31 protein-coding genes and 5 pseudogenes are annotated in these 25,651 nt (G+C 57.3%); 24 read left to right on the top strand and 12 right to left on the bottom strand.

All coding sequences use genetic code 11. From position 1 onward, the window contains the following. Positions 1-130 precede the first annotated feature (130 nt). A pseudogene (locus tag AC5S27_RS00735) lies at positions 131-325 on the top strand (DUF1738 domain-containing protein); the annotation flags it as partial. 14 nt (positions 326-339) lie between these two features. Here AC5S27_RS00735 and AC5S27_RS00730 read toward each other — a convergent pair. Next, complete coding sequence (locus AC5S27_RS00730; RefSeq protein ID WP_493932671.1) at positions 340-2,448, bottom strand: recombinase family protein; 2,109 nt, start codon at positions 2,446-2,448, stop codon at positions 340-342. Continuing rightward, on the bottom strand, positions 2,417-2,641 hold the full coding sequence (locus AC5S27_RS00725) for a hypothetical protein (protein ID WP_493932670.1): 225 nt from the start codon (positions 2,639-2,641) through the stop codon (positions 2,417-2,419). Before AC5S27_RS00725 ends, AC5S27_RS00730 begins: the two co-directional genes overlap by 32 nt. A 279-nt stretch (positions 2,642-2,920) precedes the next feature. Between AC5S27_RS00725 and AC5S27_RS00720 the strand changes: the two are divergent. Together AC5S27_RS00720 and AC5S27_RS00715 are read left to right on the top strand one after the other, a co-directional pair. Further along, positions 2,921-3,646 (top strand): annotated as a pseudogene (locus AC5S27_RS00720) (zincin-like metallopeptidase domain-containing protein); the annotation flags it as partial. After that, complete coding sequence (locus tag AC5S27_RS00715; protein ID WP_493932669.1) at positions 3,621-4,214, top strand: hypothetical protein; 594 nt, start codon at positions 3,621-3,623, stop codon at positions 4,212-4,214. The pseudogene AC5S27_RS00720 and the gene AC5S27_RS00715, both read left to right, overlap by 26 nt. 215 nt (positions 4,215-4,429) lie before the next feature. Here AC5S27_RS00715 and AC5S27_RS00710 read toward each other — a convergent pair whose 3' ends face one another. Beyond that, positions 4,430-5,611, bottom strand: a complete 1,182-nt coding sequence (locus tag AC5S27_RS00710; RefSeq protein ID WP_089408896.1) for an MFS transporter — start codon at positions 5,609-5,611, stop codon at positions 4,430-4,432. Between AC5S27_RS00710 and AC5S27_RS00705 the strand changes: the two are divergent. Together AC5S27_RS00705 and AC5S27_RS00700 are read left to right on the top strand one after the other, a co-directional pair. Then, a pseudogene (locus tag AC5S27_RS00705) lies at positions 5,610-5,828 on the top strand (DUF4260 family protein); the annotation flags it as partial. The gene AC5S27_RS00710 and the pseudogene AC5S27_RS00705 sit on opposite strands and share 2 nt — an antisense overlap. Further along, a complete protein-coding gene (locus AC5S27_RS00700) occupies positions 5,788-5,979 on the top strand; it encodes a DUF4260 family protein (RefSeq protein ID WP_089408895.1) in 192 nt (63 codons plus the stop codon). The pseudogene AC5S27_RS00705 and the gene AC5S27_RS00700, both read left to right, overlap by 41 nt. A 35-nt stretch (positions 5,980-6,014) precedes the next feature. Here AC5S27_RS00700 and AC5S27_RS00695 read toward each other — a convergent pair whose 3' ends face one another. Continuing rightward, positions 6,015-6,644 (bottom strand): TetR/AcrR family transcriptional regulator C-terminal domain-containing protein, encoded by a 630-nt coding sequence (locus AC5S27_RS00695; protein ID WP_493932668.1) that lies wholly within the window; start codon positions 6,642-6,644, stop codon positions 6,015-6,017. Between the two features lie 133 nt (positions 6,645-6,777). Between AC5S27_RS00695 and AC5S27_RS00690 the strand changes: the two genes are divergently transcribed. After that, positions 6,778-7,707 (top strand): quinone oxidoreductase family protein, encoded by a 930-nt coding sequence (locus AC5S27_RS00690; protein ID WP_493932667.1) that lies wholly within the window; start codon positions 6,778-6,780, stop codon positions 7,705-7,707. A gap of 157 nt (positions 7,708-7,864) precedes the next feature. After that, positions 7,865-8,293 carry a nuclear transport factor 2 family protein gene (locus tag AC5S27_RS00685; protein WP_176441740.1) on the top strand — a complete coding sequence of 143 codons (429 nt, stop codon included), beginning with the start codon at positions 7,865-7,867 and terminating at the stop codon, positions 8,291-8,293. A gap of 148 nt (positions 8,294-8,441) precedes the next feature. Here the strand turns inward: AC5S27_RS00685 and AC5S27_RS00680 are convergent, their stop codons facing one another. After that, the gene (locus AC5S27_RS00680; protein ID WP_176441739.1) at positions 8,442-9,473 is read right to left on the bottom strand and encodes an alpha/beta fold hydrolase; all 1,032 of its coding nucleotides are present in this window, start codon (positions 9,471-9,473) and stop codon (positions 8,442-8,444) included. Between the two features lie 263 nt (positions 9,474-9,736). Here AC5S27_RS00680 and AC5S27_RS00675 point away from each other — a divergent pair, with 263 nt between their 5' ends. From AC5S27_RS00675 to AC5S27_RS00665, 3 genes and pseudogenes are all read left to right on the top strand, one after another. Next, the gene (locus tag AC5S27_RS00675; RefSeq protein ID WP_089408890.1) at positions 9,737-10,240 is read left to right on the top strand and encodes an FtsZ/tubulin family protein; all 504 of its coding nucleotides are present in this window, start codon (positions 9,737-9,739) and stop codon (positions 10,238-10,240) included. Positions 10,241-10,397: 157 nt separating this feature from the next. Further along, a pseudogene (locus tag AC5S27_RS00670) lies at positions 10,398-10,577 on the top strand (family 1 glycosylhydrolase); the annotation flags it as partial. A 51-nt stretch (positions 10,578-10,628) separates the two neighbouring features. Then, positions 10,629-10,814 (top strand): hypothetical protein, encoded by a 186-nt coding sequence (locus AC5S27_RS00665; RefSeq protein WP_089408889.1) that lies wholly within the window; start codon positions 10,629-10,631, stop codon positions 10,812-10,814. A gap of 340 nt (positions 10,815-11,154) precedes the next feature. On the opposite strand, the gene AC5S27_RS00660 is transcribed toward AC5S27_RS00665, so the two are convergent. Then, a complete protein-coding gene (locus AC5S27_RS00660; RefSeq protein ID WP_089408888.1) occupies positions 11,155-11,832 on the bottom strand; it encodes an NAD-dependent epimerase/dehydratase family protein in 678 nt (225 codons plus the stop codon). A 225-nt stretch (positions 11,833-12,057) separates the two neighbouring features. Between AC5S27_RS00660 and AC5S27_RS00655 the strand changes: the two genes are divergently transcribed. The 5 genes from AC5S27_RS00655 to AC5S27_RS00635 are packed head-to-tail and all read left to right on the top strand — an operon-like array spanning position 12,058 to position 13,983. Continuing rightward, on the top strand, positions 12,058-12,513 hold the full coding sequence (locus AC5S27_RS00655; protein WP_089408887.1) for a MarR family winged helix-turn-helix transcriptional regulator: 456 nt from the start codon (positions 12,058-12,060) through the stop codon (positions 12,511-12,513). Positions 12,514-12,573: 60 nt separating this feature from the next. Next, positions 12,574-13,143, top strand: a complete 570-nt coding sequence (locus AC5S27_RS00650; protein ID WP_493932666.1) for a cysteine hydrolase family protein — start codon at positions 12,574-12,576, stop codon at positions 13,141-13,143. Then, a complete protein-coding gene (locus tag AC5S27_RS00645) occupies positions 13,140-13,469 on the top strand; it encodes a hypothetical protein (RefSeq protein ID WP_089408885.1) in 330 nt (109 codons plus the stop codon). The genes AC5S27_RS00650 and AC5S27_RS00645 overlap by 4 nt, the downstream gene beginning before the upstream one ends. Beyond that, on the top strand, positions 13,466-13,771 hold the full coding sequence (locus tag AC5S27_RS00640; protein WP_217897050.1) for an MFS transporter: 306 nt from the start codon (positions 13,466-13,468) through the stop codon (positions 13,769-13,771). Before AC5S27_RS00645 ends, AC5S27_RS00640 begins: the two co-directional genes overlap by 4 nt. Beyond that, positions 13,759-13,983 (top strand): MFS transporter, encoded by a 225-nt coding sequence (locus AC5S27_RS00635; protein WP_217897049.1) that lies wholly within the window; start codon positions 13,759-13,761, stop codon positions 13,981-13,983. The genes AC5S27_RS00640 and AC5S27_RS00635 overlap by 13 nt, the downstream gene beginning before the upstream one ends. 21 nt (positions 13,984-14,004) lie before the next feature. On the opposite strand, the gene AC5S27_RS00630 is transcribed toward AC5S27_RS00635, so the two are convergent. Next, positions 14,005-14,358 carry a hypothetical protein gene (locus AC5S27_RS00630; RefSeq protein ID WP_493932665.1) on the bottom strand — a complete coding sequence of 118 codons (354 nt, stop codon included), beginning with the start codon at positions 14,356-14,358 and terminating at the stop codon, positions 14,005-14,007. Positions 14,359-14,376: 18 nt separating this feature from the next. Here AC5S27_RS00630 and AC5S27_RS00625 point away from each other — a divergent pair, with 18 nt between their 5' ends. From AC5S27_RS00625 to AC5S27_RS00610, 4 genes are all read left to right on the top strand, one after another. Then, on the top strand, positions 14,377-14,874 hold the full coding sequence (locus tag AC5S27_RS00625; RefSeq protein WP_089408884.1) for a hypothetical protein: 498 nt from the start codon (positions 14,377-14,379) through the stop codon (positions 14,872-14,874). Positions 14,875-15,545: 671 nt separating this feature from the next. Continuing rightward, complete coding sequence (locus AC5S27_RS00620) at positions 15,546-16,277, top strand: TetR/AcrR family transcriptional regulator (RefSeq protein ID WP_493932664.1); 732 nt, start codon at positions 15,546-15,548, stop codon at positions 16,275-16,277. Positions 16,278-16,386: 109 nt separating this feature from the next. Next, positions 16,387-17,274 carry an NmrA family NAD(P)-binding protein gene (locus tag AC5S27_RS00615; protein ID WP_089409085.1) on the top strand — a complete coding sequence of 296 codons (888 nt, stop codon included), beginning with the start codon at positions 16,387-16,389 and terminating at the stop codon, positions 17,272-17,274. A gap of 166 nt (positions 17,275-17,440) precedes the next feature. After that, a complete protein-coding gene (locus tag AC5S27_RS00610) occupies positions 17,441-18,598 on the top strand; it encodes an epoxide hydrolase family protein (RefSeq protein ID WP_089408882.1) in 1,158 nt (385 codons plus the stop codon). Between the two features lie 126 nt (positions 18,599-18,724). Here AC5S27_RS00610 and AC5S27_RS00605 read toward each other — a convergent pair whose 3' ends face one another. Continuing rightward, complete coding sequence (locus AC5S27_RS00605) at positions 18,725-18,877, bottom strand: hypothetical protein (protein WP_493937355.1); 153 nt, start codon at positions 18,875-18,877, stop codon at positions 18,725-18,727. Between AC5S27_RS00605 and AC5S27_RS00600 the strand changes: the two genes are divergently transcribed. Continuing rightward, positions 18,819-19,193 (top strand): DUF6640 family protein, encoded by a 375-nt coding sequence (locus AC5S27_RS00600; protein ID WP_425432478.1) that lies wholly within the window; start codon positions 18,819-18,821, stop codon positions 19,191-19,193. The genes AC5S27_RS00605 and AC5S27_RS00600 overlap by 59 nt on opposite strands. Before the next feature lie 210 nt (positions 19,194-19,403). Here AC5S27_RS00600 and AC5S27_RS00595 read toward each other — a convergent pair whose 3' ends face one another. Both AC5S27_RS00595 and AC5S27_RS00590 read right to left on the bottom strand, forming a co-directional pair. Then, entirely contained in the window at positions 19,404-19,811 is a 408-nt protein-coding gene (locus tag AC5S27_RS00595; protein WP_493937251.1) for a DUF1330 domain-containing protein, read from the bottom strand. Between the two features lie 141 nt (positions 19,812-19,952). After that, positions 19,953-20,594 carry an FMN-dependent NADH-azoreductase gene (locus AC5S27_RS00590; RefSeq protein ID WP_089408880.1) on the bottom strand — a complete coding sequence of 214 codons (642 nt, stop codon included), beginning with the start codon at positions 20,592-20,594 and terminating at the stop codon, positions 19,953-19,955. 226 nt (positions 20,595-20,820) lie between these two features. Between AC5S27_RS00590 and AC5S27_RS00585 the strand changes: the two genes are divergently transcribed. The 3 genes from AC5S27_RS00585 (at position 20,821) to AC5S27_RS00575 (ending at position 23,412) form a co-directional block, all read left to right on the top strand. Next, entirely contained in the window at positions 20,821-21,351 is a 531-nt protein-coding gene (locus tag AC5S27_RS00585; RefSeq protein ID WP_493932663.1) for a TetR/AcrR family transcriptional regulator, read from the top strand. Between the two features lie 425 nt (positions 21,352-21,776). Next, entirely contained in the window at positions 21,777-22,340 is a 564-nt protein-coding gene (locus AC5S27_RS00580; protein ID WP_493932662.1) for a TetR/AcrR family transcriptional regulator, read from the top strand. Positions 22,341-22,374: 34 nt separating this feature from the next. After that, entirely contained in the window at positions 22,375-23,412 is a 1,038-nt protein-coding gene (locus AC5S27_RS00575) for an SDR family oxidoreductase (RefSeq protein WP_089408877.1), read from the top strand. A gap of 39 nt (positions 23,413-23,451) precedes the next feature. Here the strand turns inward: AC5S27_RS00575 and AC5S27_RS00570 are convergent. Together AC5S27_RS00570 and AC5S27_RS00565 are read right to left on the bottom strand one after the other, a co-directional pair. Next, positions 23,452-23,708 (bottom strand): annotated as a pseudogene (locus AC5S27_RS00570) (DDE-type integrase/transposase/recombinase); the annotation flags it as partial. 302 nt (positions 23,709-24,010) lie between these two features. Next, positions 24,011-24,559, bottom strand: a complete 549-nt coding sequence (locus AC5S27_RS00565; protein ID WP_089408875.1) for a nuclear transport factor 2 family protein — start codon at positions 24,557-24,559, stop codon at positions 24,011-24,013. Between the two features lie 92 nt (positions 24,560-24,651). On the opposite strand from AC5S27_RS00565, the gene AC5S27_RS00560 reads away from it, so the two are divergent. After that, entirely contained in the window at positions 24,652-25,605 is a 954-nt protein-coding gene (locus AC5S27_RS00560; RefSeq protein WP_089408874.1) for an AraC family transcriptional regulator, read from the top strand. Positions 25,606-25,651 lie beyond the last annotated feature (46 nt).

The following is a 25,651-nucleotide window of genomic DNA, read 5'->3' as shown; positions in this document are numbered from 1 at the left end:
TTTGCTCCGGATGGGAGATACCCCTCCCCTTGCGCTTTGCCGCCCCGCCTTCGCCAGGAGGCGTTCGGCATGTAGGTACATGCCACGCATGGCATGAAAAGCAAAAGCAACCGCAAAGGAGAGACACACCATGAGCAGCGTAGCCACCACCACCATCGACAGCAAGAAGCCCACCACCAAACAGGAACTCATCACCGCCAATATCAAGCTGCTGATTGAACAGCTAGAGGCCGGACACTCCGACGCCCTCACCAACTACCTCACGGCCATGAGCCGCTTTCATAACTACAGCTTCGGCAATGTGCTGGAGATCGCGCGGCAGAAAGCAGTGACATAGTGCTACACCTCGCTGGAGTCAATAAACATAGGGGTTTGGGCGTTGCTGGTTACGCGCGATGGAGATCGGCGGCCCGTGTGGATGAGACGGACGGCTCTATGGACGGCTGGCAGCGTGAGGTGAGCGCGTTCGATCGTCCACGGGGCGAACTTGACGATTTGTTTTGCCGGTAAGATCTTTCGTTCGATCAATTGGCGAACCGACGCCTGACTGATACCCAGTGCGACGGCGGCTTGCTGCATCGTGATCCAGAGGCGCTGTTCCGGCGGCGGACATGCCGGAAATCCCTTGGTATGTCGAACGTGCTGCACACGCTTCTCCGTCCAAGTGTTAGCGTGACCCGTTCGATAACCCAACCGATTCAGGATAGACACGATGGCGCGGTCGTCGCAGACAAGAGCGAGTTCACGAATCAACTCCGTTACTTCTTCCGAGTTGACGTTGTTATGGTCGCCAGTCCTGTTCTTGCGCACCGTCAGTTGCGTGTGGGTACCGCCAGCCCAGTGCAGCTTGAGATGGACGGCGGGAGGCTCATCGGTGGTATCGGCGACGACTTCCTCAAGCACCGTTCTGAGGACGCGCTTCTTCAACGCCATCGGCGAGCTGGGATGGTCCCACAAGCGTTCGAGATCGTCGCCGAGCGTGAGCAACTGTTCCCGCTGTTCCGGGGTGAGTTGAAGTGCCGATGCGGTCGCGTCTTCCAGGCGGCGCTCCAGATCGTCGGCATGAGTCAGTGCGTTGTTCCATCGCTTCTCCAACTCTGCTGCGACGAGACGGTTCTCCGGCTCTGTTGCCTGGTACTGCCGTTCGATACGGCTAGCTTCATAGCGTGCCTTCTGGAGTGCGAGTTCGAGCGAGCGCCGCTTCTCATCGGTTCGGTTCTGGGTCTGTTCGAGCGCATCGAGCGCGGCCTGCACGCCGAGAGGGCGCAGGGCTTCGAGCACCTCGGCTGCGATCTCCCGGTCGACTCGCCAACCAGCGAAGGTGATGCAACTGCGCTTCAACTTATGGGCGCGGTCTCCGCTGCACTCGTAGCGCGGCAGCGGCCCGTCCCGCTTGCTGGAGGTATAGAAGACCTGAAGCGCGCGGCCACAGCGTGCGCATCGCAGCAGTCCCGCCAGCAGTGCGGGCCCGTTGCGCGCCGCGCCGCTCAGTCCTCCCATGCGGGCGTTCCATCCTGCGTTGGAGCGAATCTGTTGCTGGTTGCGCATAAACTCTTCCCACGTTATATACCCTTCATGGTGGTCCGGGATGACGACCTCCCACTGGTCCTGCGGTCGAGCGTGACCGCGTGTCTTGCGGGCGCGGCCCTCGACGATGGAGGTGCGCGTATGCTTCCTGCCCCAGACGAAGACGCCTGCATAGGCCGGGTTCTTGAGGATGCCGCAGAGGCTGGAGTAGATGGGTTCGATCCAGACCGTCTTGCGGTTGCCGGACTCACGCGAGAGAACGGGAAGGGGAAGCTTTTCATCGCGGTACCAGAGCAGCACCTGACGCACGCTGCCCAGCTCATGGAACTTGCGAAAGATACCGGCGATGGCCTCCTGCACCTGGCGGTCGGGCGTCTTCTCTATCCCTTCCTCTTCGGTGCGGACGTAGCCCAAAGGCACTTGCGTCATCACCATGCCGCGCCGCACCTTCTGACGATGCGCCTCCATCGCCCTCTGGCGCAGCAGACTGATCTCGAACTCGCTCATGGTGCCCTTGAGACCGAGCAGAAGCCGGTCGTTGAGCAGACTGGGATCGTAGACGCCGTCGTGGTCGATGACGAGTGTCCCGGCCATCGCGCAGAGATCGATCAGGTGATGCCAGTCGCGGTTGTTCCTTGCCAGACGCGAGGCCTCCAAAGCGAAGACGGCGCCGACCCTGCCGGAGCAAACGGACTCAAGCAATCTGCCGAAGCCGGGACGTTCGACCGAACCCGTTCCAGTGCGGCCCTGGTCTTCGTCGATCACGACGACACGCTGAAAGCCCAGTGTCTGCGCACGTTCGCGAAGGTCGTACTGGCGACGCTGCCCTTCAAGACGTGTCCGGACTTGTTGCATGGAGGACTGCCGTACATAGACGCAGGCCTCCCGATCAATGTGAATGGCTTGAATCTTCTCGCTCATCGCTCTCCTGTTCTGCGGGGGTTACGCCGCTCATGGTTCGGAGCAGCATCTGGCTGAGCAACTCGCGACAGCGCACCTGCGCTGTCTGCGGGAGCTGCTGGGGCTTGGTCTTGTCCCAGGGAAGAGATCCCTGGCGTGGTGGGCTCACCGAATGCACCTCCTGGCGAAGATGCTTCTGAAGGTAGCGAGTCATCGGGGCAGCCGTCTTCTGGCTGGGTGTCGATCAGAGAGCGCAGGGCAAGAAGCGCGGAGAGCGCTATCACTGGTCGTTCGACCACCGCCATGCCGCGGCAATGCTCTTCATCGAGCATCCATGCGGGAACGACAAGCTGATCGCCGCTGGGAAGAAGCAACTGAAGCTGGTTCCGAGGCTGCCCGGAAAACGAAACGCGCCGAACTAGCGTTACCGTCCGCCCAAACTGAGGATGATGCGCATAGTGAATCGTCAGAGAAACATGGGCAGTGTGTGAGTGCTTCGCAGATGCCTACCGCGACTCGCGTGGCCGGGTTTTGGACGTGGAAGAACCTTGGCCGTTCCGTCAATGCAGGAGCCAAGGGCATTCGCATTCTTGCTCCCATCGTTGGCGTTCGCCGCAAGAAGGTCGAAGAAGCCGAGAAGGACATCACCAAGCAAAACACCCGCACGCTACTTGGTTTCCGCAACACCTACGTCTTTGATATCTCGCAGACCAACGGCGTAGACCTGCCTGAGTTGCGCGAAGTTTCCGGCGACCCCGGCGAGAGCATCGACCGTCTCGCGGCCTTCCTCAGAGCGCAGGGCATCCAGATTGTCTACAACCCTAAGATTGCGCCAGCAATGGGTATGAGCTACGGCGGACGCATTGCCATCCTGCCGGGTCAGTCAAAGGCCGAGGAGTTCTCCACGCTGGTTCATGAAGCCGCGCACGAGATGATGCACAAGGCCGAGCGGCGCACTGCCACAACGAAGACGGTACGCGAGACAGAGGCGGAAGCTGTGGCCTTTGTTGTCGGCAAGGCGATTGGTCTTGTCACTGGCAGCGCGTCAGCGGACTACATCAACCTCTACCACGGCAACGCGTCTCTCTTGGCCGAGAGCTTGGAAGTGGTGCAGCAGACCGCCAACGTCATCCTCGCAGCCTTGGAGCCGCCCGTCGAAGACAGCGCAGCAGAGCCGCAGACCACCGAGGCCGATGCAGAACTTGCGGAGGCGGCCTAATGGACACCGTTCTCAGAATCCTCCGAGCCGCAGGAGGCTGGCATCATGGTCTCCACCTTCGCATCGAGAAGAGGAGGAGCGCAAAGCCGAATTCGAGCGTCAGCAGAAGGAGTACGAAGCCGAGCAAGCCCGCCGCGAGAAACAGCGCAAGGCGCGTCTTGCCACCTTCGACCGCATCCTCGATCAGGCTCCCGCAATGTTCACCGCCGCGCAGCTTCGCTTGTTTCTGCGTTTGGTCATCTACATCGACCCGTACAGCTTCCTTGAGGGAGTGGCCAGCCACTTCGCAGGGAATGACGAAAATCACGAACAGACCGAGCAGGAAATCGTACTCGCCGCGCTCGCAAACACCACCGACGAAAAGCTAACCAGCTTCGCCCTGCGTCTCGCCTTGACCGATCATCTCGGCATCCCGCGCGACACCGACCCCGACTTGCTGACGGAAGCCGAGGCCGTGTTCGTCCCGCCTCAGGCAAAACCCAAGAAAGCGACGAAGGCCAAAGCAGCCCCTAGCCTTGTCAAACCAGCCGAGAAGAAGACAACGGCGAAGAAGCAGAAAGCGGCCTAAGCATAGATATCGTGGCCCCGGATTCGTCCGGGGCCGATTTGTCTCTGGATTGCTCAAAAAACCGCGGGAGAACCCCCTTCGGTTTCTCCCGGCCCTCATCCCGCCTGGCACCGGCCCTCGCTCGCCGGCTGCGCGGCAAAGAGTCAAGTTCCTCCTCTTTGCATTCTTCCCCTTTATTGCCTGCGGCGCTCAACTGCCGTGAAGCGCGTCTCCCGTTACCTTTCTTCTGCGTGAAGCCGGGGTGAAAGACTCAACATGAGCGGCACAACAGCAAGTGCCGTGATGGCAGTAGCGACCACGGCCCAAACGATACCGGTCTTATCACCTAGGCGCCCGTAGATCACAGGGGCCAGTGCGCTTGCGCCGAGAATACCTGTGTAGAAGATTCCAAAAGCCCGCTCGATGCGATGCGGAGCCACAAGTTCCGGAACCGTGCCGTAAAGAACGGACGACGTGCCATTGAGCATCACGCCGAGGAACGGCAAGATGATGATCCCTGGGATGAGAGGAAGAACCAAGAACGAGAGGATGGCAACAGCGGTACCGATTTCAGTCGTGAGCACAGTCGCCAGCAAACCAAGACGTGCTCCAAGCCAGCCGCAGGCTGCTTTCCCAAAAGCTCCGCCAATGAATACTAACGATAAAGCAATACCCACACTCGTTTGCGATGCACTTTTCGTCTTCATGAGAAAAGGCAGGAACAACAAAAAGCCCATGCGTGTGGCTGTATCAAGGATTCCGATTACAAAGAGTAGTGCGAAGCCCACCTTGCCCTTAGTCTGGCCGATCGGCACAACGACCACTTCCATGTCGCTGGCAGGAGTTGGAACGGGCGGCATGAATAGCCGTATGGAGACTGCAACGAGCAAACCTAGCCCGGCAGCGAACCAGAGCGTTGAGCGCCAATGCATCAGCGTCAGCAAGAAAGAGACGACTGGTGGAAGTGACGCCTTGCCGAGGTCACCAGCAAAGTTATATGTGCCTAGGGGGCCGCGAGACTTCTCGCCATAAGCCCGCGACACGGCGCCAGAGGCAAGTGGATGTTGGGTGCTGCCGCCGAAGCCTGCCAACGCCAGCGCGCCGACCAAGCCTATGAGACCGCCTGAGAGGCCAGCCACTGCGTAGCCAGTTGCGCTGAACAATGTCCCGAGCGCGAGAACCGTTCGCGGGTTCAAGTGCTTCGCAAGCTGCGTTGACGGAACCTGGAACGCTGCCAATGTCCCGACGTAGACAGCGCGAACAACGGCGAGAGCCGCGTAATCAAGTGAGAACTCCGTCTGCCATATCGGGAGCAGCACGTAGATCGTGTCCACGTAGCCGTCATGAAGTGCATGCGCAACACATGCCAGCGCCAGAGTATGCCTAGCGTCCACAATCCCAGACCTTCCATCAGCCATGCTTGTCCTCGCTTCTATAAACGATTGTCAGAGGAGTCTGATTAGGCGATCTAGAACGTTTCCCCATCGCTGGGCATTATTCTCCTCTCTGTTTCTGGTTCCCGATCGGAGCTTGCTTACGTACTTTGGTGGACCAGCCTTCACCGGGAGCGTCATTTACAACCTAATCCATACCTATGCACTTCCATGCGTACTGGGCATCGTGCCCTATGCTTTCCCGTCGCCCGCTGTGCGGCCAACTAAGCCTTGTTTGGGTCACCCACGTCAGCATGGATCGGCTGCTTGGTTATGGCCGGAAGTATCCGGAGCCTTTCAAGTTCATGCACATCCAAAGCAGCGCGACCCCGATTACCAAACTCGCGGTATGAGGGAACGGGTCCGAAAATGGGCCGATCGCGAATCTTCAGCCGCGCCGCGCACCTCCAATGATGAGCTCGATACCTTCCCGATAGCGACGGTCGAACCGGTCAAACAAGATCGGACCGCTCTGGATCAAGATAGGTAGTCCCTTTCCTTCTAGCGCCGCCTTTCTGGCAGCGAGGTCGTACTGCGCTGATCGCTCTCCTGGTCGCGTAAATACGGCCTGCTCTTCCATGACGAAGCTTTGGGTGTAGGCGTTGATGGTGCTCATGAGGACTACCGTCTGACGAATGGTGAAACCGCCGTCTACAATGCGCTTCGCGATACTTTCGGCAACCGTCATGTAGCGCGTATCTGTGAGCCGGCTCCCAGTGACTAAACGAGCGCCGTCCCTATAACGAAGAAGAACCTTTCGCAGCCCTGTCCCAAACGCCGCGGCGAAGACGCTCCAGTCCGCATCTGCTTTTCTCGGCAACAGCTCCGGACTTCCTTCCACGAGGATTAGGGTTGCCATCTCGTCAATGAGGTCCTGTTTGCTCTTGAAATGCCAGTAAAGGGTAGCAGCTTGGATGTCCAGCTTCTTGGCGAGAGTTCGCAGTGTAAGTTCTTCTAGTCCCACTTCGTCCAAGAGCCTCAAGGCCTCCCGGAGAACCCGGTCGCGATTCACTTTCATGCTGATACGCTAACGACGCTTGACCTGAATGTCAAACACCGTTAGATTTTCCCTAACGGCGTTAGATATATGTGACACGTCAGGAGGAAGTCATGAAAGCAGCCATCATTCGCACAGCAGGAGCAAACCGGCCTTGGGAGAGTTTCCGGATCCAGTCGCCACAACCGGGATGGAGGTTATTGCTGTGGCCGCCTCCGCCCTCAGCCAGTTCAGCCGGTCGAGGTCGTCCGGCGCCCACTACAGCTCGGACGCGGAATTTCCCGTCGTTGCAGGAGCCGACGGCGTCGGGACGACGGACGATGGAAGACGGGTTTACTTCGTGATGCCGCAAGCTCCCCATGGAGCCTTAGCGGAACGAACGCTGGTACGTCCAAAACTGACCGTGCCGGTCCCCGACGACCTCGATGATGTGTCCGCCGCGGCTATCGCCAACCCTGGCATGTCCGCCTGGGCCGCTCTCGTGGAGCGCGCGGCGTTGAAGCCTGGCGAAACTGTTTTGATCAACGGTGCGACAGGCACCGCAGGTCGCCTCGCGGTACAAATTGCCAAGCATCTTGGCGCAGGCAGAGTGATTGCGACGGGGCGCAATGAAGCAGAGCTGGAAGAGCTGCGGGTCATCGGCGCCGATGTCCTTGTTCCATTTAAGCTGGGGCTGCTCCACCCATCAGGGGAAAAGCAATACGAAGCCGCCCTCAAGGACGCTATCGCGGGCGGCGTAAACGTCGTCCTTGATTACCTTTGGGGCAAGAGCGCACGGACCGTTATGGCGGCCATCGTCCGCAGCGTCGAGGACGCAACGCCGGTGCGTTTCGTTCATGTGGGAGGCGCCAGTGGAGAAGAGAGCATCGATCTTCCCGGCGCGGCACTACGTTCCTCCTCAATCCAGCTGATGGGAAGCGGCTTGAAGAGTGTTCCTCTGGAAAAGCTGCTCTCCGCGATCGCGAACGTATTTGCGATCCGCAGGTCTGGAAATCTCCAGATCGCCACCCGCACCGTGCCTTTGTCGGCGGTGGAAGAGGCCTGGGATGCGCCCGGGAAGCCGCGTCTCGTAGTCAGATTCTGAGCTAGCTGTCCGGGCTTTGCTGCGATGAGTCCGCCCGATCCTAGAGGACCATTGCGCGTTTGCAAGGTGAAACTTTCTCCTCGCGCTCACATCATATATAGCAGTGCTATGTAAAAGCAGAGCGCTAGAACTAAACCCGAACTTGAGGAGAATGCATATGTCTAGGACAATGTCAGCAAGCGAATACGCGGTGGAGCAGTTTTTCCGCGCTCTTTCCGACCGCGATATTTCGATCGCACCCCCTGTGCTCAGCGAAGAAGTAAACCTGACCATCCCTTACGCTTTGGCTGGTGGAACAGACCCGGAACGCGTTTTCAAAAGGAAAGATGCGGTACTGGGTTACCTCGGCATGGTGCTTGAGAATTTCACGCGATCCGTTATCACCGATCGGCAGACATTCCTCACAGACGATGGCAGGACTGTCTTCGTGGAGGGCCGTGGTGACCTGATCCGGAAGTCGAACGGTGAGCCCTACCGAAACCTTTACGTCTTCCGCTTCACAATCTCCGATGGGCACATCACGGACATCCGCGAGTACGGCAATCCGGTCATCTACGCGAAGGCTTTGGGCCTTCAGATCGGTTGACCTCAGCAGCCGGCTGCTGGTCCTTCCCGCGATCGGCAGCTAATGCCACGACCGCGCGGAATGAGTCTGCGGTCAGGAACGTGACCCATCCTGCCGGCTCGGTGATCTTCGAAGGCCTGATGAACAGCGACCGTGCACAGTCCCGCGTTCACTCCTCGGTCGTTGAATGATTATCAGGGAAGGATTGATGCTTTCTTATCATCGCTACGAACGCTGTGATCTCCCGAATCACCAGATCAGGCCTATCGTTCTGGATGTAGTGGTCGCTGCCTTTGGCGATGATGCGGATGCTCTGAGTGGACAGAGCTTTTGATTCCTCCTGCATCTGGTTCCAGACGACTGAGTTCGCTTTCGCGACAGAAGCGGGCCAGTTAGAAGAAAGTACCGTTGGGTCGCGCGAAAGAATCAGGACGGGAAGATCACCGAAGGGTCCTGCGTGGATCGTCTCTTCTCCTGAAGCCCGTTCTGCATCGAGTTCATTCTCTATTGCGGCCATTTGAGACGGAATGCACGAGTCGGCCTTGATCCATGCGCTGTCAGCTTCAAAGCCCGGGGGAATGGATGTGCAGTCTCCATGGAGCCGATACCAGCCCAGCGTCATAAGCAACTTCTGCCACGGCATCTCACGACGCTGGTCGTCCTGGATCTTTACCAGTGCCTTAGGAATGCGGTCGTCCTGCAGCGGCGTAGCTCCATCGACGAACACGAGCCCGGCCAGATCGCCAGGATAGTGCGCCGCGTAAGACCGCAGATAGATTCCTGAGATCGAGTGTCCCACCAGAACAAACGGCCTCTGGATAGAGGCCGCCCCGATGAGTTGATGGAGTTCCGAGGCAATCGCGTTCGCATCCTGAACGCCGGGACGCGATCCGCTCCAGCCAAAGCCGGCGCGATCGTACGAGCAAACTCTGGTTTGCCGTGAAAGCGCAGGCTGCACCCGCGCCCAGCTCGTGAAGTCATCCCCGAGCCCTGAACTCAGCACGATCGTTGGGGAGCCTTCGCCCGTGCAGTACAGGTGCATCGGATGGCCGCCAATGTTGTATAGCTTGCCAGGAACTCCAGCGATCGCACGATAGTGGCGAATGCTTAGCTCGTTGTAGGCAAATCCACAAACCCCAGCCAATACACACACAAGAATAATGATCGTGCTGATTCTGATGAGAAGCTTGCGGAATACCATCCAACTCATCCTAACAAAGCTGCCTCAGTTGCATAATTGAGCCGTCGCGTCTCGCTGGACGCGTTCAGACCAATGCGCTCATAGCGCAAGGGCGTGGCTCCTACAGCGGGACATTAGTCCTGTGAAACGCGGTTGCCTCCAGTAATCGGCGCACTTGCGAAATGCCGAGTTCCCCGATACCAGGTCTGCAATTTGGGAATCACATGGGCGGACTTACCTGTCCGATTCGGAACCTAGGGACCATACTTTGCGTATGGTGAGCTATGCAGAGAATGTTGCGGTATGGCCTTGTCCTTATGTTCATCTCACAGGCTGGCTTGGCCTTCGCCCAAAGCAAAGCCCCATCGCTCGATGACGCACGGATCTCTCCTACGCTTTACTTTCCAAGTGCGGCCGCCGAACTCTCCTCGCGGGCACCCTTGCAAGCGCTGGTGGCAGAGAAAATCAAGCAGCTTCCGAATGCTTCCGTCGCGCAGCTTGCCCACGGTCTTGATGGAGCGGACGAACTCTTCATCGCCCTGCAACGCCACCTTGCTTACATCAAGGTGCAGGCTTTGGAGAATATTGATGACCAGGCACTCCGTGCCGGCGGCGACCAGATTGCTGCTGCACAGGCGCAGTTGGATACTGCCATGGCACAGCGGCTACGGCTGGTGCCGCCAGCCGAGATTACGTCCCTGGGCCGATATGCGTATCTTGCCCAGCAGCTTCAAGGCGAGGTACCCACGGTTACTCACAGAATGCTGAGAGGTATCGCGATGCGGTGACGATACCGCTGGAAGCGAGCCTTTCCGACAGTTACGACCGAACGATCGAATTTCTGGGAAAGGGCGGCAAAGAGATCGCTTCGCCTGACACGGCTACGCGCCGCACGGCTCTGGCCGCGCGCAAGAACGCTTACGATCAAGCTGCTCCTGCCCCTGGCCGCGCGTCTTTCCGACAGGCAACGGCTCGCCCAACCCCAAGGGCCTCGACTTCTACAATCGGCTTCTCGATGAGCTCCACAACGCCGGCATCGAACCCTACTGCACTCTCTTTCATTGGGATCTTCCCCAAACCCTCGAAGACAAGGGCGGCTGGCAGTCCCGCGACACCTCAAAAACGCTGACTGCGTTTGTTCGTCGTGCGGATGAAGGCACGCTCTCCCAGCTACTGGTGGAAGCAAGCATCCTGCTGGCGTCCTCGCGGGAAAATCCCACCTCGATACTCGAAGATGCCGCCACTGCCTACAAGGTGGATACTGAAGCCATCGCCCTCAAGGTGAAGCAGGAGTTCGTTGCGAAGGAGAAGGCAAAGAAGGTACCACAAACAGCAGCTAAGACCGCGAAGAAGGCGGCCTAGCTATACATCCAGCGAGGGGCGGTGTTGCACCGTCCCTCGTCTTTCCGGGCCAAAATCGCGCAGGGAGAAACCTTGCTGGTTTCTCCCTGCACCCTCATCCGGCCTTTCCCGGCCCCCGCTCGCCGGCTGCGCGGCAGAAGGCGTTCTCCTTCCTGCACTTTCCCCTCGGCTGCCTACGGCCCTTTCTCACCATAAGCACGTTCCATGTAACTTATCCTGCAGGCAGCTTACTCGCAGCTACGAGCACCGCTGCGATGCTCATGAAAACTGCAACGCCAACCCCAACCAACACTCGAGTATCCTAGCCGGCGCTAGAAAAATGGAAGTCTCAATAGGGTAGTCAGGAGCTTGCTAGCTGGTTAATATCTTCAACTTCTAGAATCGGCTTCGGGTAGCCACGCAGAATGCATTTGATCATTGCAAGTCCGAGCTCCTGCATGGTGCTGACGTAGTTGGGAAATAGCTTGTCGAGAATGGGGTAGAGCAATGTGATGAGCTTGTAATAGCCCTTCACATTGCGCTGCGTTGGAAAAGGCTTCATGAAGCCGGGGCGGAAGCTGTAGACGTGCTGAAAAGGCAAGCGCATGAGGTTGTTTTCGGTGCGGCCTTTAACACGAGCCCACATCACACGACCCTTTTCTGTGCTGTCGGCCAGGTAACCGGAGACGAAGATAAAGATCATTTGAGGGTTGAGGGCGACGAGCACCTCGGCGAAGTGCACCGTGATGTCGTGAGTAATATGCGTGTAGTCAGCCTCGTTCATACCAGCGGAGCTGATACCCGCGCAGTAGAGGCAGGCATCGTAGCCGGCAAGCTGGGCAGTGACGCTCTCAATGTGCATAAAGTCGGGGACGAGAAGTTCTTTAAGCTTGGGATGGGCCAAGGTGGAGGGCCTACGGCTGACCATAAGAATCTGAGCAACGGCAGGGTGTTCGAGTGCTTCCAAGAGCACACCTTCACCGACTAAGCCGGTGGCTCCGGTGAGGATGAGATTGAGGGTCGCGGTTTCGTTGAGCATGAACGGCTCCTGTTTGCATCGTAACCCGTTGGACGGGTCCGTTGCAGAGGGTGCGAAGAGACACCCGGTTGGAAGTCATGCCTGGGTTGCTCCACTCTTGAACCGTTGAGATCTGGGGCATTTTCGAACGATCAGAAATCTTCCGCACCACCCTCACAACAACTCTGCGAGAAGAATACACAGGTAAACTTTACAGAAAACTGTTAACTCGGTTACTGTTTTGGTATGGCTAAGACAGCGATACCCACCAAAGACGCGGCATTTGCGTCCACGCTGGCAGCAGAGTTGCGCGCCACGTTCGGGAATCTCAAACGGAAGCTCCGACAGCAGGGCGAACAGAACGATTTCACTTCGTCTCAGATCGCAGTGATTCTCCGATTGGAGAAGGACGGCCCGGCAACGGTATCGAGCCTTGCCAGGGCGGAGGGGATGCGTCCTCAGTCAATGAGTGCTGTTATCGCTCCGTTGGAAGAAATGGGATTTGTCGCGGGATCTGCCGACCCAAACGACGGGCGAAAAACGCTTATGTCACTAACAGAAGCCTGTGAGAGATCGATCGAGGACGGGCGTGCCGCTCGTCAGGACTGGCTCGCGCAAGCCATCCAGCAGAAACTTTCTCCCCAGGAACAGAAGCAGGTATCTACAGCAATACACCTGCTTGCGCGACTCGCCGGTGATTGACTGTCCTGCCGCGAAGCAGGCCATCCACACTTCGGTCGCTACTTTTCAAAGGAGGATGCTGTGCCACCCACCATACTTGACCCTCAAACTGCGCTGATCGTGGTGGATCTTCAGAAGGGCCTTCGCGACGTACCGTCTCTCCATCCCATAGCAGGTGTCATCGACCATTCTTGTCAGCTTATCGAGGCCTTTCGCAGGCAGAAGCTGCCCGTGGTTCTGGTTAATGTCACCGGGGCCGCTCCGGGACGGACAGAGGAGCCTCGACGGCACCGGGAGCTTCCCGCCGACTTCGATGGACTGATGCCCGAACTGCATCAGCAGGCAGGTGACATCCTCATCAGAAAACGCACTTGGGGGGCCTTTGCGAACACCGACCTGGAAGCTCAACTAAAAACGAAAGGTGGGACGCAGGTCGTTCTCGCGGGCGTGGCCACCGGTACGGGCGTAGAGGCCACGGCTCGCCAGGCGTACGATGCGGGTTTCAATGTGACGCTTGCCATCGACGCCATGACGGATACGCGGGCTGAGGCGCATGCGTACAGTCTTTCTCATGTATTTCCTCGCCTCGGAGAAACCGGGACGACTCAAGAAATTATCGATCTCTTGGGGAAAAGGAGCTCTAACCAATGAACTGGATTCATCTTGTTTCGTACTTCTTTGGCGGCATCTTCATAGCGAACGCCGTTCCGCATTGTGTCAGCGGGGTGATGGGACAGCCCTTCCAGAGTCCCTTCGCAAAGCCGTCCGGAGAAGGTCTCTCTTCGTCGACGGTCAACATCCTCTGGGGATTTTTCAATCTGATCATCGGCTACGTGCTCGTGGTGCGTGTCGGACACTTCGATCTGGAATTGACAGGTGACGTTCTTGCGCTTGCGGTTGGCGCACTCCTCATCAGCCTGTTCTCGGCGCGGCATTTCGGCCAGTTTCACGGAGGCAACACCCCGGGGCGCTCATGAAGAATCCGCTCTCCAGAGCATTCCGAGCTCTGAGGAACTTCAACTTTCGTCTGTGGATGGCAGGCGGTCTGGTCTCTAACATCGGGACGTGGATGCAGCGCGTGGCACAAGACTGGATCGTGCTGACGCAACTGACCCACCACGACGCGACTGCCGTCGGTATCGTTACGGGTCTGCAGTTCGCTCCGCAATTGCTGTTGCTGCCCTGGAGCGGTTTGGCCGCGGACCGTTTCAACCAGCGCAAGCTGCTGATGCTCACGCAGGCATCCATGGGGGCGCTTGCGGCCCCATGGGCATTCTGACCATCTCAGGTCACGTCCGGCTTTGGCATGTGTATGTGTTTGCCTTTGTCTTTGGCGCCGCCGCGGCGCTCGATGCGCCCGTGCGACAAACTTTCGTTGGGGAGCTGGTGGGTAACGAGCACCTACCCAATGCCGTCGCACTCAACTCGACTTCGTTTGTCGTCGGCCAGATGATCGGACCAGCTGTGGCCGGTGTGGTATCGCGAAGATAGCAACTGGCTGGGCATTTCTCCTCAATGAGCTGTCCTTCGGCGCTGTTCTGCTCTCCATGTACCTGCTGCGCGTCCACGCGACACGGCGCCAGAGGCAAGTGGATGTTGGGTGCTGCCGCCGACGCCTGCCAACGCCAGCGCGCCGACCAAGCCTATGAGACCGCCTGAGAGACCAGCCACTGGGTAGCCAGTTGCGCTGAACAATGTCCCGAGCGCGAGAACCGTTCGCGGATTCAAGTGCTTCGCAAGCTGCGTTGACGGAACCTGGAACGCTGCCAATGTCCCGACGTAGACAGCGCGAACAACGGCGAGAGCCGCGTAATCAAGTGAGAACTCCGTCTGCCATATCGGGAGCAGCACGTAGATCGTGTCCACGTAGCCGTCATGAAGTGCATGCGCGACACTTGTCAGCGCCAGTATGCGCTGGAGCGTCTGCTCTCCAAGATTGCACTGGAGTTATTTGAGTCCGCAGAAGAGACTTCCTTCGAAAAGAACCTTTATACGCAGGCCGCCGGGCACGCGATGCTGGACCGCGAGAAAGTCGATGCGATCTTCCAGAGCACGCTTCGGCCGTATGAGTTCTATCCGATGGCAGACGCGGGCGCCTCTCGCAACTGGATGCGCAAATCCCTTGTGTTCGAAGACCCGCATTATCTCGTGAACCATCTCTATGCTTCAGTGATCGCGGTCGCGCTGTTCGACAAAGCCCACTCCGACCCTGGCTTCGCGGAGAAGTATGGTGCGCTCTTGCGTCGCGGTTTCGATGCTGATCCCAAAGTGCTGCTCGCCACGATGGGCATTCACCTCGATGACCCGCATCTGGTCGAAGGGGCGGCTCATCTCTTTGAGCAAAAGACAAATGACTTGCAGGTACTCTACGCGTCCCGGTGAAGACGCATCGCGAGAACTCGGCTGTCTCCACAACCGAGAATGCCTAAGACCGTTAGGAATCGTTGCGCTGCGCGCGGGGGCAGAGTCCTTTAGCGAGCTCTGGCTACCTTATTTATGTGCTCTCTGTCCAACCTCGACTCCCGGCGTAAAGAACTGGAATCCCATCGGCGAGGGGGCTGTGAACCGGCGTGCGCGACGCTCCTACTCCAGGTCCCTTGACCCAGAGCGCCTTTGCAATCATGGCTTCGTCCGAGCATTTTCAGGTCGAGCGTCTTCCTTGAAAAGGGCGCTCCTGCGGATCCCGTCCCGTAGGCCGAATTATTGTTACCCTGTGCAGCAAATCCTAGCGCGTCGCCGAATCCATCCAGCTATGCAAAGGATCTGTAAGGGTGGACGTGCGAAAGTCACAGCCTGGTCGGTAGTCCGGGGGACGCTTTGCGTTCGTACAGTCACCCATCCGCTTAGGATGTGGGGCTACCTGTAAGTCCTTTCCCCATCCTGGGGAGAGGAGCGTCTATGCAGATCGCAAAGTGGATCATCGCCTTTATCGCAGTTGTTTAACTCTCCACTGGTACAAAACATCGGGCAATCCAGGAACGACATTTGGATCGTGGATCAACGCCATATGCAACCAGCGGTCACGTTGCTTCCTTCGGACGTACAATCGCCCAATGACCACAAAATCGACGAGCCGACAGGCAGAGCGGCGGGATAGACGGCGTCAGGACATTCTCGACGTTGCGAGCCGTCTTTTTTCGAAGCTCGGTTACGAGAATGTGACCCTCAGGGCGATCGCGGAAGAGATGGGTTATGCGCACGCGAGTCTTTACCGTTATTTTCCAGATAAGTCGAGCCTGTTGGCGGAGATTTGTCGGGAAACATTTTCGCTGCTTGTCATCGAGTTCGATGCGGTGTTAAGCGCGACAACTGACCCTGATGAACGCCTCTTCCAGACGACACGAGCCTTTGTCCGATTCGGCCTCGACCATCCGCAGCACTTTCGGATTGTGTTTTTCGGGCCAGAAGACCGAAACGGGATCCGGGCCGGTGACTATATCAACGAGATCGGTCGGCCCCTCTTCGATCGTCTGGTCGACGTTTTTATCGCCTGTTCGGTCGGACAGGGGAATGCAGCCAAGCCTCCACTCGATGCACGCACATGGTGGTTCTGCATCTTTGGGCTTACACAGGTTCTGGTCACGCAAGGCGAGCTCCCGCATTTGCCCAATCCGGAGACGGTGATGGAACGAACGATCCAAGTTCTGTGGGCAGGACTGAACGCGTCGCCTCAGGTATCGACCCCTAAGAGGAGTGCTATAAAAAGCCCGCGATCTGCAATAAAAAAAACCTTAAGTTACTTTGCAACCACTGGTCACTTCCAACATCTATTCAGACATGGATGATGCAGGCCGTTCGCCGGTCGACTGCGTCGCTCACTAGGCATTCCCATGCCTGTAATCATGGGGCCACTTCAAGCAACAGACTGCGACGGCACGGGAGCGAGTGAAAAAGATGGCACCAACAATTGCGGTGGCAGGAGCAACGGGGAATCTGGGAATGCGCCTTGTGAGGGCGCTTCGCGAACGTGGTGCGGAGGTTGTGGCCCTCGTAAGGACGGCAACCGATGGGCGCAAGATAACTGAACTCGAACGGCTTGGGGGCAAAGCAGTTGAGGTCGATCTGGCCACGGCATCTGATGTAGCTGAGGCGATGGAAGGGGCAACTTGCGTCGTGTCCGTCCTTGCTGGACTTCATGACGTGATTGTGGAGAGGCAGAAGGTCCTGCTTGAGGCTGCTATTCTGGCAGCCATTCCGAAATTCATCCCGTCAGATTTCTCGACGGACTTCACCGCGCTCACGCCCGGAGAGAATAGGAACTTCGACCTTCGCCGCGAGTTCCACCAGACGCTGGACGTTGCGCCTATCGCATCGACGGCCATCTTCAACGGAGCATTCGCCGAAATCCTTACCTATAACGTGCCTCTCCTTGACTTCAAGGAGAAAGTCGTCGGGTACTGGGAAAATCCTGACTGGCACATCGACTTCACGACCATGGACAACACTGCTGCGTTCACTGCTGCGGCGGCGCTTGATCCGGATACGCCGAAGTCTTTGCGGATTGCGAGTTTTCAGGTCAGCCCGAACGATCTCGTCGCTTACACCGCAAAGACTTTTGGGACGCCGTACAAACTCGTGCGGCTTGGCAGCCTGGAGGACTTGCGCGCTTACAACAAGCGTGAGCGCGCCGCTCATCCTGAAGGCGAGAACGAGCTGTATGCAAAGTGGCAGCAGAGCCAGTACATGCAAAGCATGTTCAGCACGCACCACGAAACGCTCGATAACGATCGGTACCCCGGTTTCGTCTGGTCGGAGCTCGAAGATGTGATCGAGCCGCGGTAAGGATAGTTAGCTTCTCCAAATCTCAACAGAGGGAATGAGGAAATCGTTCATGCACCGTCGCGTGTTTTTGATGCAAAGCACCTTCGTTTCCGGTGCCGCGCTCTTGTTACGCCATCCTGCCTTTGCTGCGACCGACCCCAACAGCGCACCAAAAGGAGAGCCACATATGTCTACGAAGATCGAAGAATTTCGCCTCAACGTACCGCAAAGCCAGCTCGCCGATCTGCACGACCGGCTCACCCATACGCGATGGCCAGAGCGAGAAACCGTAGACGACACCAGCCAAGGCCCTCAACTTGCCAAGGTTCAGGCTCTGGTTGCCCACTGGCGAACCAAATACGATTGGAGGAAGTGCGAAGCCCTGTTGAACGGCTTTGGCCATTTCAAAACGAACATTAACGGCCTCGACATACAGTTTCTTCACATCGTCTCGCCTGAGCCCGATGCACTGCCGCTGCTGATGTGCCATGGATGGCCTGGTTCGATTCTTGAGTTCCGGAAGGTGATCGAGCCACTTTCCAATCCGGCAAAGTTCGGTGGCGATCCCCGCAAGGCATTTCATCTCGTTATCCCCTCGATGCCCGGCTTCGGCTTCTCTGACAAGCCGTCCGCAACCGGATGGAGCATTCCTCAGATTGCTGACGCGTGGATCACGCTGATGGACCGCCTTGGCTACAAGCGCTGGGGGGCGCAGGGCGGCGATCTCGGCTTTGCGGTGATCGATTCGATCGCGGAGAAGAAACCGAAACAATTCGTTGGCTTTCACTCGAACTTCATCATGATGCAACCTACCCCGGATGAGATTGCGCAGGCGACCCCCCAGGAAAAGGATATGTTCGCCAGCGAAAAGGACTTCTGGGATAAGCTGTCCGGCTATGCCAAAGAGCAGTCGACCCGGCCACAGACCATCGGGTATTCACTGGCGGACTCTCCGGTCGGTTTGGCTACTTGGATTTACGCCATGTTCCAAGACACCTGCGGTACTCCCGGGAACGCGGAAGCGACCTTCACCCTTGACGAGTTGTTGGATGACATCATGATGTACTGGCTGCCGAACACAGGCGCTTCTTCGGCAAGACTATATTGGGAGATGGTGAATTCTCACTGGCATCCCTCCACAAATCCCTCAAAACCTATTCATGTTCCAGCAGGATTCACCATGTTTCCACAAGAAGCCGTTCGCAAATCCCGGCGACTCATTGAAGCGAGGTACAACAATCTCGTTTACTTCAATGAGGCTGCGCACGGTGGGCATTTCGGCGCACTGGAACAACCTGAAGTAATTGTTTCTGATGTTCGGAAGACATTCGATACCTTGCGGTAAGAAGGCTTCAGCAGGTTACTGCCTGAAGCCATGCTGCAAGTCTTCCCGCGCGTTTTTGAGCATAAAAAGCGGGCGGCAGAACGCCGCACAATGTCCGCGTTTGTTACACCGCTTTCTTGCCAGTCTTCATTGCTGACTGTGATGCTTCTTCGCTTTCTCCTTCGCAACGAATTCCTGCCGTACTTTCGCAGCGATGGCGTCCGTGTCCACCTTGTAGGCTGTGGCAGCTTCCTTGAGGATCGTACTCGGATTGCCGCGTGAGGCAGCCGCAGAATGCAAGCATGCACCACCTAACTTCGGCGGCTTTGTCGCCGACGCGGTCGTTCCTGCTACCGCCGGACAGCATCTTCGCAATCCTCGCTGGCCTCCGCACGCCAAATTTCACAACGGTCAGACGATGCTCATGGGAGTTTTCAACGGCTCGCTTTCAGTGATCGTGTTGTCTCGCTTTCATGCCTCACCGTGCCCATGTTTCTGTTTGCGGCAGCGTTCGCTGCAGACGACTTTGTCGCTATGGCCCTTGCTCCACTGTTTCCCGGTGCCGGCTGGACCGACCCGGAGTTCGTGGCAGAGACGCGCTATCCCTTGGGTCTAGGGCCGTAACAACTGATCGCCTACGTGATTTATAGCCTCGCCTTGCTGGCTGTCAGCCTGGCCGTCTTGCAGCGCTGAGGAAGCGAAGTGATGGGCACCGTTTCATCGTGTCCATCACTTCAATGTCATACGTCTTGAGAAACGTGGTTGACAGAGCGTAGTAACGCGGTCTTCCGGCATCGGTGTTGCCGTTCGCCTCGCATTTCGCTGGTTAGTGGTGGCACTCCGGCATTCGCTCTCCTGCCGGTACAATCGCGCCTTCTACGAGAATGAGGTCAAAGCTCGCAGCCCCTTCGCGGCGTTTCTTGACCTCTTGGTAGGCAGGGCTTGTGTACCAGCGCCTTGCCTCGACCATGGATGGAAGCTCGAATAGAACCACTCCCAAGACGCCTCCTGCGCCCTCAAGAATTTCGAACGGTGCGTAGGCTACAAGCGGCTTAGCCTCGAAGCCCTCGAACGCTGGCTTCACATTTGCCCAGTAATCTTCAAGGCGATCGCGTTCAGTGATGTCTCTGCAAAGCGAAAAGGTAAGCGGGCATAGTTGCTCCTGATGATCAGCCGAGTGCGGCGACACCACGTAACAATGAGGATATCGCGCGTATGCGTATATAGCGGACATAGGCGCTATAGAACGTCCGTCCCGGTAAACGCACTCCTCGTCACCTGCGATCTTGATGAGTGCCAAATAACCAATGCGCTCAACGACTGCGAGAGTTTGCCCGGATGGCCACCTTGCGTTTCCTTTTCGACGGCACGCAGATCATGCTTTCATATGCGACGAAACCTGCGCCTGAGCTTTCACTGCCTGCAAGTGGGGAGCCAGAAACGCATTACGATCCTGCCCATGGTTGAGTACGCCAGTTCCTATCACCGTTATGAAGGCCATATCTGTTAGGCCGAGGAAGTCAAACAATGCCTCAAGGTATGTCTCGACAAAGTTAAACGAAGGTGACTCCGTTCGCCTATCGTGAATACTGCCGGTGGCAATAATGAAAGTAGCCTTTTTGCCGTGAAGCAGGCCTTTCTGAGTTCCACCTGCATGAGAGAACGTTTTGCCGACGCGAGTGATTTGATCGATCCAGAGCTTCATGACAGAAGGAACACTATAGTTGTGCATTGGCACTCCAATAACGTATTCCTTCGCCTGCTCCAGCTCGGCTATCAAGCTGTCAGAACATGCTAAGAGCTGTTCTTGTTGCGGAGTCCGCGCCTCGCTCGGCGTAAAGGCTGCGCCTAACCAGTCTGCGTTGAGGGGTGGGATTGATGTCGCGCTCAGATCCCGGTAGACCACCGTTCCTTCCGGATGGGCCGATTTCCATTCAGCAACGAACGCGCTGGTGAGTTCGCGCGAAACGGACTGACCATAGAGTGGACTTGAGTCGACGTGAAGAAGTGTGTGCATGGGTGGGAAGTCTCCTGTACGTGAACTGATGGCTATCGTATTGGCACTGATTCAATTAATTTACAGTTGCAAACTAAGAAACATTTGTGCATTATCAGACGGATGTTCACTATTTGAACCGATTCCTCTGGAAGAGAGCTATGCTCGTTAGATGAGGCCTTCCACCTCCCTTGACGGAACGTCCGATGCAACCGATCCCCGCATCATGCGAAGCCGCCGGATGCTAATGGATGCTTTGGCTAACCTATTGACCCACAAGCCCTTCGAGGACATCTCGGTCCAGGAGATTGTTGAAGAGTCCACGCTGACCAGAACGACTTTCTATCTGCACTACCCAGACAAGAATTCGCTCTTGCAAGCGATGACCACTAAACGCTTCGGAGAGCTGGCGGAGCGCAGAGGTCTCACATTTGCCGACGGAAATGGGAATCTGAGGGAAATCGCGTTGGGCGTTTGTGATTATCTGACTGAAGCACTTTATTGTCCGGGCCAGCTGCCGAGGATGGCTCTCGAAGGTGCCATCATTCCAATTGTGGAAGACCTGCTTCGGAGAGGGGCCCGTGGCGTCTCAATGGAGGCCGGCGCCGGATTCGAGCTGGTGTCGACCGCCGCTGCATGGGCGATCTTCGGCTGTGCGCGAAGTTGGTTTGAAACCTCTGATGGTATTCCAGCGGAGGAAATGGCTGTCAGAATTGAGGCGATTGTCAGGCCGCTGTTGAGCGCCGTGTCGCTTGAGCGCAATTCGGCAAGTTCGTGATTGAGCTCCAGATAGGCTGTTTTCGGGGAGGTCCCTCATAAAACGCCTTCCGGTTTGCGGCTGACAGAAGATCGCGCACACGAGCGGATTCGTCCTCCGTTTCAGACCTCTTTAAAACACGCCTTGAGTGCATTTTCCTGCTGGTCGGCCGGCAGTTTCCGTCGGCGCTGCACTGCTTAGACCCGACGCGCGCCTAGCAGCAAAGTTCCGCCATTTTTCTCGCGTTAGCCACCCAATCGTCCGACGGGGCCACAGCCCACAGCCCTGCCAAGGCACGCAGCATGTCCATACCGCTTACATACCGCGCAAATCACCGCTATCCACAGCCCGGTGCATTAAAGAATCAATAGCCGTCGTAATCAGTGACTCCGACTGCCCTCATCAGGGCTCCAGCGACTCTGACGTGGAACAATAGAAAAATGGCAATGAAGGCGAAACCATCAAAGCGTGACGCCATACTCGAGGCGATGCTCGACATTGTCGTGGAGCGTGGCTTCCATGACGCTCCCATGTCCTTGATCGCCCAGCGCTCCGGAGCCAGCGCCGGTGTTATCTATCACCACTTCTCCAGCAAGGAAGAGATCATCCAGGCGCTCTACGAGCACATTCGCGGCCTGAAGCTGGAAGCCCTGCTCGCTGGATTTTCCCCGGAAGAGGAGCCCCGCCAGACGTTCCTGCGTGGCTGTCTGAACGCCTACAACTTCTACCGGAAACATCAGCGCGAGATGCGGTTTTATGAGCAATACGAGCATGCCGGTTTCAACTGCAAGACACGAAGCAGTGAAGAAACTGTGCGTGTAAAGGCCTACGCCCGTCTGTTCTCCGGCAGGTCAAAGGGCGGCGTATTGAATGATTGGCCTGCGGAAGTCATTCAGGAATTAACATTGAATACCATTAACCGCCTCGCCAGCCAGAGCAAGAAGCTCCCTGAATCTCTGCTATTGGAAATCGCCGATAAGCTCTGGAAGCTTGTTGCGAACAGCGACTAGAGCGAACGTTCGGTTTATAGTGTAGACTTGCTTCATGAAAATCGATTCGGTTCTCGTCACCGGCGGCTCGGGCTTTGTTGCCATCCATTGCATCGATCAGTTGCTCCGTGCGGGCTATCCGGTTCGCACCACGGTGCGCTCGCTCAAGCGTGTAGCGGATATTCGCGCGATGCTGAAGGCCGCAGGTACTCCGCGCCAAGAAGCCCTCTCATTTTTTGAAGCCGACCTGATGCAGGACAAGGGATGGACAGAAGCCGTTGCCGGATGTCGATTTGTTCTGCACGTAGCCTCACCCTTTCCAGCATCCGTGCCGAAGCACGAAGACGAGTTGATTCTTCCGGCGCGTGAAGGCGCTCTTCGCGTTCTCCGGGCCGCCCGCGACGCAGGTGTGCAAAGAGTTGTTCAGACCTCTTCCTTTGCCGCCATCGGATATGGCCATAAACCGCAAACGGCTCCGTTCGACGAGACCATGTGGACAAACGTCGACGGTGCAGGTGTCAGCGCCTATGCGAAATCCAAGACACTTGCGGAGCGTGCCGCGTGGGACTTTATCGCGCGCGAAGGCGGTGAGCTCGAACTATCCGTGGTCAATCCTGTCGGCATATTCGGTCCTACCTTCGGTCCTGACTACTCAACTTCTATTCTCATCGTGAAGAAACTGCTTGATGGGGAAGTTCCCGCCTGTCCTCGTATCAGCTTCGGAGTGGTGGATGTTCGCGATGTATCTGACATGCACCTCCGAGCAATGACAAACCCTGCTGCAAACGGAGAACGCTTCCTCGTCACAGCTGGAGAGTTCATCTCGCTGCTCGATGTCGGCACAATTCTCAAGAAAAATATGGGTTCGATGGCAAAGCGTGTTCCTAGCCGCGAGATACCAGACTGGATCGTGCGTTTTCTGGCTCTCTTTATCGCGGACATGAAAGCAATCTCGCCAGAGTTGGGCATCAAGAAGAACGCGTCGAACGAGAAGGCCGAGCGCATTTTGGGCTGGACCCCGAGGTCAAATGAAGAAGCCATCACCGCTAGCGGTACAAGCCTCGCTCAGTTGGGCCTTCTAAAGGGTAAGTAGGCAGAGACACATTTCTTGGATATGGGCTGACGTAAAATCGCTCTCCACGAACGCGTTGTCCGTAGGCTTACCCGGACGAGAGAAGTCGATCTTGACCCCGTTGCTGTGGGCCCACACGTCCATCGCCTGACTAGCGAACTCGCTGCCGTTGTAGCGGAACAGCACCTTGGGATGCCACGCTCGAGCCTCAGCCTGTTCAAGGTTCGGACCACATCGTCCCCCTTCAAGCTCTGTCCTACTTCGATCGCCATCGACTCCCGTGTGAAGACATCGACTATCGTCAGCGACCGGAAGCGTCCTCACCACGTGTACGAGCCACGTTCTTATTTGGCGATAACGAGTAATTACGAGGAGATGGAAGCGAGAACCGCCTCCATCTCCCCATACCCCTCAGGGCAGGAAGAGATCCGCGCGGCTGGATGGTGCGTCTGAATACCTAGGAAAGAGCACACCGATAAACCGGGGCCGGATCAACTCCGGCCCCTCCGCATCTTGCCGTCGTTCCTCGCAGCGTCAGGCTCTTTGCATAACCGGAAGCGCCCCATGCGTGGCCACTGCCGGCCAACGGGACGTGTCCTTGAAGCGGGCGTCCATACCGTCAGGAAAGGTCGAACCCTTCGGCCGGTCTGAAACTGCTTTTCAGGCCGAGAAGTGACTTCTCCATGCCCATGAGCGGGAACGTATGGATGAAAAGCTGTTTCAGGCGGCGCCGATCGATCCGCCATCCGCGTGACGTGCGCTTCCAGTGGTCGAGCCAATAACCGACGAGAAAACTATTGCCGTCCCCCTCTTTGGTCTCGTGCATGTGGATATGAAGCGCGATCGAGCTTGCCTCGTCCCCGTTGATCGTGATCCTGACCGGATGTTCCAGGTGCGCCCAGAGGTTGAAATATTGCTCGATGCCCGGCTGATCCGGCCGCCTGCCGCGCATCAATTCGATATAAGTGGTCAGGCCGACCGGCTCCATATGCCCCGTATCGCTGACGTCGAACTCGACATCGTCGGCGAAAACCTCCGACCATTGCTGGTAAGAATCCTGATCCTCCCATCCAGGTTGGTGAAAGTCCTGACCCAGCGCGTACATGGTGGTTCGCTCATGAATTTCGGCGCGGTCTTTCAGATACCGCACATCTTCTTCCAATGACATAAATCCTCCAGCTTCGATCGACGACACCCGGCGAGCGCCTCGGCTTTGAATATAGCTATTCGCGTTGGCGTTTCTATGTTATGAAGTCTGTAATGCATGACAATTCGTCTGAAAATGGTGCTGGCGATCGTCTGACCGAAATCCTCCGCGACCTGCGTCTGGATGGCCTTGATTATGGGCGACGGCACTTAGAGGGCGCATGGGCGTTCGCCTTTCCGGCAAAGGGCGACGCAATGTTCCACTTCATCGGAGGGAAGGGGTGCTGGTTGAAACGACCAACCGGCGAGTGGATGGAGCTTCTGTCCGGCGACGCCGTCCTTATCCCACGCGGGGATGCGCATGCACTGGCGAGTGCGCCCGACGCGGTGTCGACTCCGTTTCCCCTGTGGCGATGCGAACCGCTAGGCACCGCCAGATATGATCCGAGAGCCGAGCAGTCCGAAGCACGCCATTTGTTGCTCAATGGTTCGATGCGCTTCAATCTAGACAGACTACATCCCTTGTTCGCGTTGATGCCCGACATCCTTCGCGCCAACGAACTGATGCGGCACGAACCCGATACCGGATATCTGCTCGAGGCGCTGGCCCGGGAGATGGCGTCCAACCGCGTAGGAGGAGCAGGCATCGTTTCGCGGCTGGCGGACGTGCTGGCGGCACAAATTATCCGCTCTTGGGTCGAGTACGGCCACAACTCGGCTGAAGGCTGGATCGCTGCCGTTAGGGATCGGCAGATCGGCCGTGTTCTTGTCGCGATGCATCAGCATCCAGAGCGCAATTGGACGATTGAGAGCCTTGCTGAAGTAATGGGTGCGTCCCGGGCATCGTTTGCCGCCAAATTCGTGGCGGTTGCCGGAAGCACGCCGGCCGACTATCTCAGGCGCGTCCGGATGTCCCAAGCCAAGCTTTGGCTGAGCCGGGGCAAGGCCACGATAGCCGAGGCAGCCTTTCGCTTCGGCTATGGATCGGAAGCGTCGTTCAGCAGGGCCTTCAAGAAAACCATCGGTGCGCCGCCAAGCCACTATGTCCGTAAGGCCGATGCGACCTAGCAGAGGAAATAGATGGACCTCGCGACCGCATCGAGTCGACACCGCC

The organism is Acidicapsa borealis (assembly GCF_059115245.1).
The sequence above is the reverse complement of the archived record's forward strand: the minus strand, read 5'-3'. Positions and strand labels throughout refer to the sequence as shown.